The sequence below is a fragment of the Silanimonas sp. genome, assembly GCF_027530345.1.
Taxonomy (GTDB): Bacteria; Pseudomonadota; Gammaproteobacteria; order Xanthomonadales; family Xanthomonadaceae; genus Silanimonas.
Genome location: NZ_JAPZQK010000032.1, coordinates 15,953 through 27,371 on the forward strand (window position 1 = coordinate 15,953; position 11,419 = coordinate 27,371).

Below are 11,419 nucleotides of genomic sequence, written 5' to 3' on the forward strand. Positions count from 1 at the left end.
AGGAGGAAAAGGTCATTCGTTGATCTGGACGCGCTCGGCGTCGTCGAAGAGGTCGGTGCCGGAGATCACGACACGCTCGCCTTCCTGCAAGCCATCGACGATCTCGACGGCACTGACGGCCGTGGCGCCGAGCGTGATCGGCCGGCGCACGGCGTCGCCGTCGTCCATCACGTAGGCGAAGCGGCCGCCCTGGGTTTCGACGAACGGACCGCGAGCGAGCATCAGCACGTCGGGCCGCTCGTCGATGAGGACGCGGGCGCTGAGGCGCTGGCTCTGGCGCAGGCCCTCCGGCTGGGCGTCGAGGCGGACTCGGGCGAGTACCACGCGCTCCAGCACTTCCGGCGCGATGGACGTGAGTTCGCCGCCCAAGGTCTGCGCGCCGATGCGCACTTCCACGCGCATGCCCAAGCCCAAGTCGTCGGCATAGGTTTCCGGCACTTCGAGCTCGACCTCGAGCTGCGACAAGTCCACCACCGTCATCAGCGGGGCGTTGGCCGGCACGACGGCGCGGTCGGCCACGGCGATGCTGCCGACGATGCCGCTGACCGGGGAGCGCAGGTCGAGGTCGGCCACGCGGCGCTCGAGGTCGGCGACCACGGCGCGCTGGCGGGCCAGCGCTTCCTCGCGGCTCTTCAGTTCGAGCGCGGCGTTCCGGCCTTCGAGCCCGGCGTCGGCCTCGCTGTGTCGCGCGCGCACCTGCGCCGCTTCGACCGCGTCCGTGTAGCGCAGGCAGTCGGCGCGCGGGATGGCTTGCACCTCGCAGGCGCGGGCGGTGCGCTCGGCATCGCGCTGCGCCGTCTGCAGGGCGAGGCGGCCTTCGTCGGCGGTGCGTGCGGCCAGCAGTCGCGCCTTCTGCGCGAGGATGCGCTGGCGCGCGACGTCGGCCTCGAGGCCGCGCAGGCTGGCGAGTTCGCGATCGCGCTCGGCGCGCAGCTCCGGCGAGTCGAGCGTGGCGAGTACGTCGCCCTGCTTCACCGTGGCGCCAGCGCGGGTCTTCAGGTTCACGGTGGACGTCGCCGGTGCGTAGAGCGTCGGACTCACCGCGGCGACGATGCGGCCGCTCACCTGGGCATCGCGCACCAGCAGGCCGCGCTCCACCGTGGCGAAGCGCAGGCGCTCCGCACTCACCGAGCGGCCGGCACCGGCCCAGGCCCAGACCGCCACCAGCACCGCCACGAGTCCGGCGGTTGCGCCGATGCCCACCCATGGCAGGCGGCGCTTCGGCGCGGCGACGGTGCGGTCTTGGGCGGAGGTGTCAGGGATCATCGGCGCGGACGTCGTGAGGGAATGGCTCTTCCCTAGCACGCCGCGTGCCAACCGCAATTACTTGATAAATCAGTGCTTTGCGGTGCGTGCGAAGTGTCCGCGGCCGTCCGGCCGGTGTCCGCGGAAGGCCGGGGGCGCCCGCGCGTGGACAGAATTCCACCGTCGTTGCGCCATGCCGCTGCCTTCACGGCCGCTACACTGGGCGCCCCCTGATTTCTGTGGAGCGGTACTCAATGTGCGGAATCGTTGGAGCGATCGCCGGTCGTGATGTCGTGCTGGTGCTGGTCGATGGATTGAAGCGCCTGGAGTACCGCGGCTACGACTCGGCCGGCGTGGCCGTGCTGGACGGCGAACTGAAGCGCGTGCGCCGCACCGGCCGCGTGGCCGAGATGGAAGCCGCCGCCGCCGCCGAAGGCTTGGCCGCGCACATCGGCATCGGCCACACGCGCTGGGCCACCCACGGTGGGGTGACCGAAGCCAACGCCCACCCGCACATCAGCGACGGCGAGCTCGCGCTGGTGCACAACGGCATCATCGAGAACCACGAAGAGCAGCGCGAGCGCCTGAAGGCGCTGGGCTACGTGTTCACCTCGCAGACCGACACCGAAGTGGTCGCGCACCTCATCCGCCACCACCTGCGCGCCAGCGGCGACCTGCTCGCGGCCACGCAGGCCGCGGTGAAGGAGCTGCGCGGTGCCTACGCGCTGGCCATCATCGCCAAGTCCGATCCCGCGCGACTGATCGCCGCGCGCATGGGCTGCCCGCTGCTGATCGGCGTCGGCGACGGTGAGGCCTTCGTGGCGTCCGACGTTTCCGCCGTCGTCGCGCAGACGCGCCGCGTGATCTACCTCGACGAAGGCGACGTGGCGGAAGTGAAGCGCGACGGCGTGCGCGTGTTCGACGCCGACGGCGCCGCCGTGCAGCGCAAGGAGCAGGTGTCCGGCGTTTCGCTCGCCTCGCTGGAGCTGGGCCCGTACCGCCACTTCATGCAGAAAGAGATCCACGAGCAGCCGCGCGCCATCGCCGACACGCTCGAGCCGATCCTGGAGACCGGATTCGTGCCCGCGCTGTTCGGGCCGCGCGGCGCGGACCTGATGGACGGCGTCACCGGCGTGCAGATTCTCGCCTGCGGTACCAGCTACTACTCGGGCCTCGTGGCGCGCTATTGGATCGAAGCCATCGCCGGCGTGCCCTGCGCCGTCGACATCGCCAGCGAGTACCGCTATCGCCCGATCGTGCCGAACCCCGGCAACCTCGTCGTCACCATTTCGCAGTCGGGCGAGACGCTCGATACCTTCGAGGCGCTGAAGTACGCGATCGCCGAAGGCCACCACCGCACGTTGTCGATCTGCAACGTGGCCGAGAGCGCCCTGCCGCGTATGTCGGCGATGCAGTTCCTCACCCGCGCGGGCGCCGAGATCGGCGTGGCTTCGACGAAGGCCTTCACCACCCAGCTGGTCGCGCTGTTCGCGCTTGCACTGGTGATCGCCAAGGCCCGTGGGCGCCTGAGCCCCGAGGTCGAGGCCGGATACGTCGATGCCCTGCGCCACCTGCCGGGCAGCGTGCAGCACGCGCTCAACCTCGAGCCGCAGATCGCCGCCTGGGCGGAAGCGTTCGCCACCAAGGACCACGCGCTGTTCCTCGGCCGTGGCCTGCACTTCCCGATCGCACTGGAAGGTGCGCTCAAGCTGAAAGAGATCACCTACATCCACGCCGAGGCCTATGCGGCCGGCGAGCTGAAGCATGGCCCGCTGGCGCTGGTCGACGCCGAGATGCCGGTCGTGGTGATCGCTCCGAACGACGCCCTCCTCGAGAAGGTGAAGTCGAACATCCACGAGGTGCGCGCGCGTGGCGGCGAGATGTTCGTCTTCGCCGATGCCGACAGCCACTTCGGCGAGGAGGACGGCGTGCACGTGATCCGCACGCCGCGTCACGTGGGGCCGCTGTCTCCGGTCGTGCATGCGATCCCCGTGCAGATGCTCGCGTACCACACGGCTCTCGCGCGCGGCACGGATGTCGACAAGCCGCGCAACCTCGCGAAGTCGGTGACGGTGGAGTAGTGTCCGGGAGGTCCGAAGCCGATCGGCGGACCTCCTCTTGGCCAGCGCCTCATTCCCTGCGTCGACGCGCGCCGTTCCGGCGGCGCTGCTCGTTGCGTATGGCGTCGTCTGGGGCGCCTTGGCCATCGCCCCGAAACACCGCGCGGACTGGTGGCTCGAGAACGTGCTGGTCTTCGTCGCGATCCCGCTGCTGGTCTGGTCGTCCTCGCGCCTGCGCCTCCGGGACCGCAGCTACGTCGCGCTGTTCGTCTTCTTCGTGTTCCATGCCATCGGTTCGCATTACACCTACTCGGAAGTGCCGATTGATGCGTGGTGCCAAGCCTGGTTCGGGTTCTCGCCCGATGCGGCGTTCGGCTTCGAGCGGAACCACTACGACCGGCTCGTGCATTTCCTCTACGGCCTGCTTGCCATCCCGGCGGCGCTCGACATCGTCGATGCGCGGGCGCCCACCACGCGTCTCTGGCGATGGCTGTTGGCCGTTGGCTTCGTCACCTCGCATTCCCTGCTCTACGAACTGATCGAGTGGGGCGCCGCCGTGGTGTTCGGTGGCGACCTGCGCATGGCCTTCCTGGGCGCCCAGGGCGACGTCTGGGACGCGCAGAAGGACATGGCCCTCGCCCTGCTCGGCAGCGTAATCGCGGCGACGGCGCTGTCCTTCCCGCGCAGAGAGGCGTCGGGGCCTCGCGGGACACCCTGAAAACGAAACGGCCGGCCCCGCGAGGGACCGGCCGTTCGACTTTCTGGCGACTGCGCCGCGTTCGGCGCCGAGCCGCGGCGCGCGCAGGATTACTCCGCGGCGGCCTTCAGCTTGCGCAGCGGGCGGACCTTGACCTTGGTCGAGGCCGGCTTGGCGGCAAACCACTGCTCTTCCTTGGTGAACGGGTTGATGCCCTTGCGCTTCGGCTTGGCCGGAACGCTGACCGAGGTGATCTTCAGCAGGCCCGGCAGAACGAACTGGCCGGCGCCCTTCTTGTTGAGCGAACCGACGATGGCGCCTTCGAGCGCGGCGAGCACGCCACGGACGTCCTTGGCGGCAACGCCAGCGGCTTCGGCGATGTGCGCGACGAGGCCGGTCTTGTTCAGCGTTTCCTTGATGGCCTTCGGCGCAGCCGGGGCGGCCTTCTTCGGGGCGGCCTTCTTGGCCGGGGCTTTCTTCGCAGCTTTCTTGGTTGCCATGTGATGGATTCTCGTGTGGTTCCGTGGATCGGTGGTGGGACCGGCCCGGCGACCCGCAGGTCGGCTCGGACCTGCCAATCCTCGCCTGAAACGCGGCGAAAAGTGAGCCCCTGCGAGAAAAAATCCGCATTTTTTTTGCGCTGGCCGCCAAAAACCCCCGTCCGCGGCCGTTGACGCGCGCGGAGTGGCCTGTTGCCATATCCACATGCGCATCTGTGTCTACGCCGCTTCGAGCGGCAAAGTCGACCCCGCCTACCTCGCCGCAGCCCGCGAACTGGGTGCCACGCTGGCCCGCGCCGGTTGCACCACGGTCTATGGCGGCGGCGGCCAGGGCCTGATGGGCGCCTTGGCCGACGGCGCCATCGCCGAGGGTGGCGAGGTCATCGGCATCATCCCGAAGTTCATGGTCGACCTCGAATGGGGGCATCCGGGCGTGACCACGCTGGAACTCGTCGAGGACATGCGCGAGCGCAAACACCGGCTGTTGACCGGCAGCGATGCCGTCATCGCCCTGCCGGGCGGCTGCGGCACGCTGGAGGAGCTGTTCGAGGCGATCACGCTGAAACGGCTCGGCCTGTACTTCAGTCCGATCGTGCTGCTCAGCGTCAACGGCTTCTACGACGGCCTGCAGGCTTTCATGCAGAAGGTGATCGACGAGCGCTTCATGAATCCCGAACACGCCGCCATGTGGTCGATGGTGGCGCGCGTCGACGAGGTGCTGCCGCGCATTCGGGAGACACCGCGCTGGAGCGAGAACGCGCGCGATTACGCCGTCGTGCGTTGAGCGCCGCGGCTCAGCGCATCATCCCGCGCAGCTCGGCCAGCACGACGTCCGCGTCCTGGATCGTCACGAAGCCGAGGCGCGGGTACTCCAATTCGATGATGCTGTAGATCGTCCCGCTGATGACGAGGACGAAGACCACGGTATGCAGCGGGCTGCGCCGGCCGCTGAGGCCGCGGGCGTGGCCGGCGAGGAAGGTCGCGAGCATCGCCACCAGGGCCAACGCGGCGAACACGATGCCCGGCGGGTGCAGCATCGCCGCCATGCGGCGCGTGGTGGTGATGTCGATCATCTCGTTCAAGGGGCCGAGCATCGCCATCGCCAGGGCCGGCTGGCCCTTCTGCTCGAGCGCGGCGTTGACGGCGGCCCAGATGCGCGCCTGCTGCGCTTCGGTGGCCGCCTGCGAGCCCGCGCGAGCCGGTGCATCGTCGCTGTGCTTGCTCTCGGCGATGCGCACCTCGAGGTAATCGCGGTAGAGCGGCCGGATCGGCGCACTCAGTTCGCTGCCCAGCAGGTCGAGTCGCAGGTAGCTGGTCGAGATCGCATTGGCCTCTTCGGCGATCAGCAGGCGGCGCGTCTCGAAGCGGTCACCGGCGCTGGAGAAGCTGAAGGCGATCAGCAGGCCGAGCAGGGCGAACACCGCGCCCTCGATGACCCCCAGCCCCTTGTCGGCGTCCTGGCCTTCGCGCACCAGTTGTCGGCGTCCCCAGCGGAATCCGGCCTCGGCGGAGGCGAACAGCAGCCCGCAGATGACGGCGACCGTCAGCAGCAGTCCGAGGGTCCAGGGCATGGCGACGGGTCCTTGAGATTGGTTGGGCCGTCATCCTCGCCGATCCCGAGGCGAAGGCAAGCCCTGTTCGCGCCGTGATTCCGCGGGGTCACTCCTGGTCGAGGTTCAGGCGCACGCCGCGGATGGAGTTGCTGACGACGGTGACGTTGAAACGGTCGCGGCCGAGGCGACGCTTCACCAGCACGTCCTCGCCGTCGTCGCGCTCGACCTTGTAGTCGGCACCGATGGCCTCGCGCAGCACGTCGACGACGCGCTTGGCGACCATGTTCTCGCGCGTGCCGGCGGCGACCTCGATCGGCACGGTCACGGGTTCGCCGTGGCTGGGCGTGATCGCAAGCACCAGCGTGCCGTCGGAGCGGGCATTGCCACTGAACTGCAGTCGCCACTTGTTCTCGAGCGGCACGGCTTGGAGCAGGCTGCTGGCGGCCAAGGCGAGGACGGTGACGGCGGCGAACACGAGGCGCATGGCGAATCCTCAGACAGTTGCGGAACCCCAGCCTGCCATCCCGAGGCCGTGGAAGCGAAGGGCGACGGTCCTCAGTCGCCGCCGCCGTCGCTCCCGCCGTCGTCCGCTGGCTCGTCGTCCGCCTCGGAGTCCACTTCGCCATCACTGGCGGCCACGGCGCCCGCCGGCGCGTTGCCGCCGCTGAACCAGCGCGGCTGCGCTTTCGGTAGCGTGGCGCTCGCGGCATCGGCGGCGAGGATGAGTTCGCTTCGGCGCGCTTCCGGCACCTGCTGCCAATGGCAGTCGAGCAGGGCGCCCTCCAGCGAATAGAGCAGGTTCAACGAGGGCTTGAAGCCGGCTCGCTTCAGCTTGACGAAGGCCTCGAGGCTGCCGAGCGCGCGCAGATCGTCGAGCGTGCGCACGCCAACCTGGCGCAACTGTGCTGCCGATTTCGGGCCGATGTTGCGCAGCTTCTCCGGCGCCGCCATCGCGATCAGGCCAGGGTGTCGAGGAAAGCCTGCGCCAGCGCTTCCAGCCCGCGCTGGTCGTCGGCGTCGAAGCGGTTGAGCACCGGGCTGTCGATGTCGAACACGCCAATCAGGGTCTCGCCCGTGAACAGCGGTACCACGACTTCCGAGCGCGAGGCCGAATCGCAAGCGATGTGGCCGGGGAACGCTTCGACATCGGGGACGAGCTGGGTCTGGCGCGTGGCCGCCGCCGTGCCGCAGACGCCCTTGCCGAGGGCGATGCGCACGCAGGCCGGCAGGCCCTGGAAGGGCCCGACCACGAGCTCCTTGCCGTCGAAGAAGTAGAAGCCCACCCAGTTCAGGTCGGGCAGCGCGTGGAAGACCAGCGAGGACAGGTTGGCGGCGTTGGCGGTGCGGTCGGGCTCGCCGTGCATCAGGCCACGGGCCTGGTCGACGAGTTGGGCGTACTGCTCGGCCTTGCTGCCCTCGAGGGCGGTGGCGGTGAAGGACATGCGCTCTAGAATCCCATTCAGCGGGCCGCGCAGTGCGGCGGGGGAAGGGAACGATGGGGACTGCGGCAGCGGAAGGCAAGGACAGCCCGCGCGACGACTTGGGCTTCCGTCACCGGGGTGACCGGACGACCCGCCTCGAGGCCTTCGTCGATGCGGCCTTCGCCTTCGCCCTGAGCCTGATGGTCATCGCCGTGGGCAGCGTGCCGCGCACGCCCGACGAGCTGGCGGCAGCGCTGAAGGGCGTCCCGGCCTTCGCCGCCTGCTTCTGGCTGATCGCCACCTTCTGGCGCGGCCATGTCGATTGGAGCGAGCGCTTCGGGTTGGATGACCCACGCAGCCGGCAGTGGAGCCTGCTGCTGATCTTCCTGACGCTGATCTTCGTGTTTCCGTTGAAGATCGTGTTCGCTGTCTTCTTCCATTGGATCAGCGGCGGCGCGCTGCCGTCGAACTTCGCCTTCGGCACGATTGCGGAAGTGCAGCGCATGTTCCAGACCTTCGCCATCGCCTTCGGTTCAATGGGGGCGGTGCTGTGGGCCTTGAACCACCATGCTTGGCGCCAGCGCGAAGCGTTGGGGCTGGACGCCGCCGAAGTCCTCGCCCTGCGGCTGATGATGCGGCAGTGGGCCCTGCTGCCCCTGTTCTCGCTGATGTCGCTGGGCCTGAGTCTTTGGGAGGAGTCTTTGCGTTACGGCGCGCCGGGCATGATCTTCTTCGTGATGCATTTCGCCCAGGTCGGCTTTCGCGTGCAGCATCGACGCCGCCTTGCGGCCGCTTTGGCATCCTCCACCGCATGACAACCGCCTTCTTCGTGACCGGCACCGACACGGGTGCCGGCAAGACCTTCACCAGCACCGTCCTGCTCCATGCGCTCCGCCAGCGCGGCCTGCGCGCCGTGGGCATGAAGCCCGTCGCCAGCGGCAGCGAGTCCACGCCCGAGGGTCTGCGCAACGAGGACGCCCTTGCGCTGCAGGCGGCGAGCGAACCGCGCCCCGATTACGCGCTGGTGAACCCGTGGGCGCTTCGCGAGCCCACGGCGCCGGAGATCGCGGCGCGGCTGGATGGCGTGGAGGTCACGATGCCGCCGATCAGCGCCGCGTTCACTCGGCTGCAGGCGATGGCCGACGTGGTGCTGGTCGAAGGCGTCGGCGGCTTCCTCGCGCCAGTGAACGCGCAGCTCGACCAGTGCGAGCTGCCGCGGGCGCTGCGCCTGCCGGTGCTGGTGGTGGTCGGCTTGAAGCTCGGCTGCATCAACCACGCGCGGATGACCGTCGAGTCCGTGTTGTCCCGGGGCTTCCCCGTGCTGGGCTGGATCGCGTCGGACGTCGAACCGACGATGCTGTTCCCCGATGACTACTTCGAAGCCCTGAAGGCCGCGCTGCCGGTACCGTGCTTGGGCCGCCTGCCGCATGCGCCGGGCGTGGACCCGGCGACGCTGACGCGGCACCTGCAGTTGCCCGAGGGCTTTCCTCAGCCGAGCTGAAGCGTCGCGCGGTCGCCCGAGGCGGGACGGAACACCGACACGCGCACCAGCAGCGGCATCGACGGCTGCAGTTCGCGGGCGATGAAGGCGCAGAGGTTCTCGAGCGTGGCCGGGCCGATGCCCTCGACCTCATCGAGGAAGCGGTGGTCGAGGCGCTCGCGCAGCGCCGCCAGCTCGCGACGCACGAAACCCAGGTCCACCACCATGCCTGTCTCGCGATCGGGCTCGCCGCGCAGCGTGATCTCGGCGTGGTAGGTGTGGCCGTGGATCCGCTTGCTCGATTCGATCTCGCCCTCGACGTAGCGGCGCAGCGTGTGCGCGGCTTCGAAGTAGAAGGCTTGGCTGAGTTCGGTGGGCATGGCGGATACGACCGGGGCAGGCGCGCATTCTGCCACGGGCGCCGCCGAGGCCCGGATTCAGGCCTCGCCGAGGAAGGCTGCCACGCGGGCCGCCGTGGCCTCGGGTTGGGCCAGCATGAAGCAGTGCGAGCCTGGGATCGCGTCGACGCGGACGTGGGGGTGTCGGGCGGCCAGCCGTCGCGCGGAAGGGCCGACGAAGGGCAACGTGCGGTCCCCGTGGACGAGCAGGGTCGGGGTGGCGAGCCGGTCGAGCTGTCGCCACAGGCCGACGGGACCCGAGCTGAAGATCGTGGCCTCGATGGACGTTGGGCACTTCAGCGTGGCGCCCTCGCCGTCCTCCCGCAGGCCGTGCTCGACGTAGGCGCGCAGGGCGTCGTCCTGCCAGTCGGCGAACACGCCGCGGCCGCGGAAGCGGGCGAAGGCGTCGTCGCGCGACGGCCAGCGCGTGCGACGACGACGGGTGGCGCGCACCAGGGGCAGTAGGCCTTCCAGCCCGGTGCGTTCGAGCAGGGCGACGGTCGCCGCGACGAGGGGGGTGTAGATCACCGGGTCGAGCAGGACGAGGCGCTGGAACAACGAGGGGTCGGCGGCGGCCATCAGGGCGGTGAGCACACCGCCGAAGCTGTGGCCCACGGCGAACACCGGCACGGTGGGTGAGGGGTGGTGGGCGCGGAATGCGCGCGCGGCCATCGCGGCATTGGCGTTCCACCCAAGGAAGCGCTCACCGGCGTCGCTGTCGCCGTGGCCCTGCGCATCGCAGAGCCAGAGGTCGAAGCCGTCCGCCAGCGGTTCGAGCATTGGTGCGTAGGTGCGGGCGCACAGGCCGTTGCCGTGGAGCACGTGCAGCAGCGGCAGGCCGCGGAGTGGCGTGTGCCAGCCGCGGAGGGTGAGGCCGTGTTCCGGGTCGGCGTGCTGCCAGCGTTCGAGGTCCAAGATAGATTGCTTGCAATTGAATTGTGCGCAATATACATTGCCACCATGCCCCGCCGCCAGTCCGTCGCCCCGCTCCCCTCCGATGCGCTGCTCGCGCTCGACCACCAGCTGTGCTTTGCGCTGTACTCCAGCTCGCTGGCGATGACGAAGGCCTACCGGCCGCTGTTGGCCGAACTCGGCCTCACCTACCCGCAGTACCTCGCGATGCTGGTCCTCTGGGAAGACGACGGCCCCACCGTCAGCGCCTTGGGCGAGCGCCTGTTCCTTGATTCGGGGACGCTCACGCCGCTGCTGAAGCGCCTTGAGACTCAGGGCCTCGTCGAGCGCCGTCGCGGCCGCGAGGACGAGCGCAGCGTCTTCATCCATCTCACCCGCGAGGGCCGCGTGCTGAAGCGCCGCGCCGTCGCCGTGCCCGAGGCGATGCTCTGCACGCTCGACTGCGGGCTCGATGAACTCCAGGGCCTCGTGTCGCGCCTCACTGCGCTGCGCAATCGCCTTGTCCCCACCCCCACGACGGAGACCCCGCCATGACCCTGCAGCACGCCCTCTACACGGCCGAAGCCACCTCCACCGGCGGCCGTGACGGCAAGACCGCGGCCAGCGACGGCCGCTTCGAACTCGCCCTCAGCACGCCGAAGGAACTCGGCGGTGCCGGTGGTCCGGGCACCAACCCGGAGCAGCTCTTCGCCGCCGGTTATTCGGCGTGCTTCATCGGCGCGATGAAGTTCGTCGCGCACCGCGACGGCCTGAAGCTGCCGGCCGACCTCAGCATCACCGGCAAGGTCGGCATCGGCCCGATCCCGAACGGCTTCGGCATCCGCGTCGAGCTCGTCATCGCGCTGCCGGGCCTCGACGCCGAAGCGGCGCGCACGCTCGTGGATCGCGCCCACATCGTGTGCCCGTACTCGAACGCCACGCGCGGCAACGTCGATGTCACCCTGACGATCGCCTGAGGAAAGAAAAAGGCGCTGTTCGCGTTGATTGTGGTTGATTCGCTCACGCCATGGCCAACCTGAGCAGCGCTGCGGCTCCTGCGCCCGTTTGGGCGTTCCGCTCCAAGGCGCGGAACCAGCCCAGATAGTTCGGCAGATAGGACGTCGCCACGCCATGGAATCGGGCGATCCAACCCTTCAGCCGGCTGTGGTGTGCA

At 69.3% G+C, this 11,419-nt stretch carries 15 protein-coding genes and 1 pseudogene; 7 read left to right on the plus strand and 9 right to left on the minus strand.

What is annotated here, in order from left to right:
• Nucleotides 1-12: 12 nt before the first annotated feature.
• Nucleotides 13-1,266: an efflux RND transporter periplasmic adaptor subunit gene (locus O9255_RS13580; RefSeq protein WP_297867405.1), complete on the minus strand. Its 1,254-nt coding sequence runs from the start codon at nt 1,264-1,266 to the stop codon at nt 13-15.
• A gap of 233 nt (nt 1,267-1,499) precedes the next feature.
• Between O9255_RS13580 and glmS the strand changes: the two genes are divergently transcribed.
• On the plus strand, nt 1,500-3,326 hold the full coding sequence (gene glmS / locus O9255_RS13585) for a glutamine--fructose-6-phosphate transaminase (isomerizing) (RefSeq protein ID WP_297867406.1): 1,827 nt from the start codon (nt 1,500-1,502) through the stop codon (nt 3,324-3,326).
• Nucleotides 3,327-3,363: 37 nt separating this feature from the next.
• The gene (locus O9255_RS13590; RefSeq protein ID WP_297867407.1) at nt 3,364-4,023 is read left to right on the plus strand and encodes a DUF2238 domain-containing protein; all 660 of its coding nucleotides are present in this window, start codon (nt 3,364-3,366) and stop codon (nt 4,021-4,023) included.
• An 89-nt stretch (nt 4,024-4,112) separates the two neighbouring features.
• On the opposite strand, the gene O9255_RS13595 is transcribed toward O9255_RS13590, so the two are convergent.
• Complete coding sequence (locus tag O9255_RS13595) at nt 4,113-4,502, minus strand: HU family DNA-binding protein (protein WP_297867408.1); 390 nt, start codon at nt 4,500-4,502, stop codon at nt 4,113-4,115.
• Nucleotides 4,503-4,707: 205 nt separating this feature from the next.
• Between O9255_RS13595 and O9255_RS13600 the strand changes: the two genes are divergently transcribed.
• Complete coding sequence (locus O9255_RS13600; RefSeq protein WP_297867409.1) at nt 4,708-5,286, plus strand: TIGR00730 family Rossman fold protein; 579 nt, start codon at nt 4,708-4,710, stop codon at nt 5,284-5,286.
• 10 nt (nt 5,287-5,296) lie between these two features.
• On the opposite strand, the gene O9255_RS13605 is transcribed toward O9255_RS13600, so the two are convergent.
• The 4 genes from O9255_RS13605 to O9255_RS13620 form a co-directional block, all read right to left on the minus strand.
• Nucleotides 5,297-6,073 (minus strand): hypothetical protein, encoded by a 777-nt coding sequence (locus tag O9255_RS13605; RefSeq protein WP_297867410.1) that lies wholly within the window; start codon nt 6,071-6,073, stop codon nt 5,297-5,299.
• A gap of 88 nt (nt 6,074-6,161) precedes the next feature.
• Nucleotides 6,162-6,539, minus strand: coding sequence for a hypothetical protein (locus O9255_RS13610; protein ID WP_297867411.1), 378 nt, complete (start codon nt 6,537-6,539; stop codon nt 6,162-6,164).
• Nucleotides 6,540-6,610: 71 nt separating this feature from the next.
• Nucleotides 6,611-7,006: a TfoX/Sxy family protein gene (locus O9255_RS13615; protein WP_297867412.1), complete on the minus strand. Its 396-nt coding sequence runs from the start codon at nt 7,004-7,006 to the stop codon at nt 6,611-6,613.
• A gap of 5 nt (nt 7,007-7,011) precedes the next feature.
• Entirely contained in the window at nt 7,012-7,497 is a 486-nt protein-coding gene (locus tag O9255_RS13620; RefSeq protein WP_297867413.1) for a GAF domain-containing protein, read from the minus strand.
• A 53-nt stretch (nt 7,498-7,550) separates the two neighbouring features.
• On the opposite strand from O9255_RS13620, the gene O9255_RS13625 reads away from it, so the two are divergent.
• Both O9255_RS13625 and bioD read left to right on the plus strand, forming a co-directional pair.
• Entirely contained in the window at nt 7,551-8,291 is a 741-nt protein-coding gene (locus tag O9255_RS13625; protein ID WP_297867414.1) for a TMEM175 family protein, read from the plus strand.
• A complete protein-coding gene (gene bioD, locus O9255_RS13630; RefSeq protein WP_297867415.1) occupies nt 8,288-8,977 on the plus strand; it encodes a dethiobiotin synthase in 690 nt (229 codons plus the stop codon). Before O9255_RS13625 ends, bioD begins: the two co-directional genes overlap by 4 nt.
• On the opposite strand, the gene O9255_RS13635 is transcribed toward bioD, so the two are convergent.
• Together O9255_RS13635 and O9255_RS13640 are read right to left on the minus strand one after the other, a co-directional pair.
• Nucleotides 8,965-9,336, minus strand: coding sequence for a 6-carboxytetrahydropterin synthase (locus O9255_RS13635; RefSeq protein ID WP_297867416.1), 372 nt, complete (start codon nt 9,334-9,336; stop codon nt 8,965-8,967). The genes bioD and O9255_RS13635 overlap by 13 nt on opposite strands.
• Before the next feature lie 57 nt (nt 9,337-9,393).
• Nucleotides 9,394-10,269: an alpha/beta hydrolase gene (locus tag O9255_RS13640; protein WP_297867417.1), complete on the minus strand. Its 876-nt coding sequence runs from the start codon at nt 10,267-10,269 to the stop codon at nt 9,394-9,396.
• Between the two features lie 45 nt (nt 10,270-10,314).
• Here O9255_RS13640 and O9255_RS13645 point away from each other — a divergent pair, with 45 nt between their 5' ends.
• Nucleotides 10,315-10,800, plus strand: coding sequence for a MarR family transcriptional regulator (locus O9255_RS13645; RefSeq protein ID WP_297867418.1), 486 nt, complete (start codon nt 10,315-10,317; stop codon nt 10,798-10,800).
• A complete protein-coding gene (locus O9255_RS13650; RefSeq protein ID WP_297867419.1) occupies nt 10,797-11,222 on the plus strand; it encodes an organic hydroperoxide resistance protein in 426 nt (141 codons plus the stop codon). The genes O9255_RS13645 and O9255_RS13650 overlap by 4 nt, the downstream gene beginning before the upstream one ends.
• Before the next feature lie 43 nt (nt 11,223-11,265).
• Here the strand turns inward: O9255_RS13650 and O9255_RS13655 are convergent.
• A pseudogene (locus O9255_RS13655) lies at nt 11,266-11,419 on the minus strand (IS1595 family transposase); the annotation flags it as partial.

What these genes read in the sequence shown, in the direction of transcription:
- O9255_RS13580 (WP_297867405.1), bottom strand. Translation starts at nt 1,266, where the DNA reads ATGATCCCTGACACCTCCGCCCAAGACCGCACCGTCGCCGCGCCGAAG.
- glmS (WP_297867406.1), top strand. Translation starts at nt 1,500, where the DNA reads ATGTGCGGAATCGTTGGAGCGATCGCCGGTCGTGATGTCGTGCTGGTG.
- O9255_RS13595 (WP_297867408.1), bottom strand. Translation starts at nt 4,502, where the DNA reads ATGGCAACCAAGAAAGCTGCGAAGAAAGCCCCGGCCAAGAAGGCCGCC.
- O9255_RS13600 (WP_297867409.1), top strand. Translation starts at nt 4,708, where the DNA reads ATGCGCATCTGTGTCTACGCCGCTTCGAGCGGCAAAGTCGACCCCGCC.
- O9255_RS13605 (WP_297867410.1), bottom strand. Translation starts at nt 6,073, where the DNA reads ATGCCCTGGACCCTCGGACTGCTGCTGACGGTCGCCGTCATCTGCGGG.
- O9255_RS13610 (WP_297867411.1), bottom strand. Translation starts at nt 6,539, where the DNA reads ATGCGCCTCGTGTTCGCCGCCGTCACCGTCCTCGCCTTGGCCGCCAGC.
- O9255_RS13615 (WP_297867412.1), bottom strand. Translation starts at nt 7,006, where the DNA reads ATGGCGGCGCCGGAGAAGCTGCGCAACATCGGCCCGAAATCGGCAGCA.
- O9255_RS13620 (WP_297867413.1), bottom strand. Translation starts at nt 7,497, where the DNA reads ATGTCCTTCACCGCCACCGCCCTCGAGGGCAGCAAGGCCGAGCAGTAC.
- O9255_RS13625 (WP_297867414.1), top strand. Translation starts at nt 7,551, where the DNA reads ATGGGGACTGCGGCAGCGGAAGGCAAGGACAGCCCGCGCGACGACTTG.
- bioD (WP_297867415.1), top strand. Translation starts at nt 8,288, where the DNA reads ATGACAACCGCCTTCTTCGTGACCGGCACCGACACGGGTGCCGGCAAG.
- O9255_RS13635 (WP_297867416.1), bottom strand. Translation starts at nt 9,336, where the DNA reads ATGCCCACCGAACTCAGCCAAGCCTTCTACTTCGAAGCCGCGCACACG.
- O9255_RS13645 (WP_297867418.1), top strand. Translation starts at nt 10,315, where the DNA reads ATGCCCCGCCGCCAGTCCGTCGCCCCGCTCCCCTCCGATGCGCTGCTC.
- O9255_RS13650 (WP_297867419.1), top strand. Translation starts at nt 10,797, where the DNA reads ATGACCCTGCAGCACGCCCTCTACACGGCCGAAGCCACCTCCACCGGC.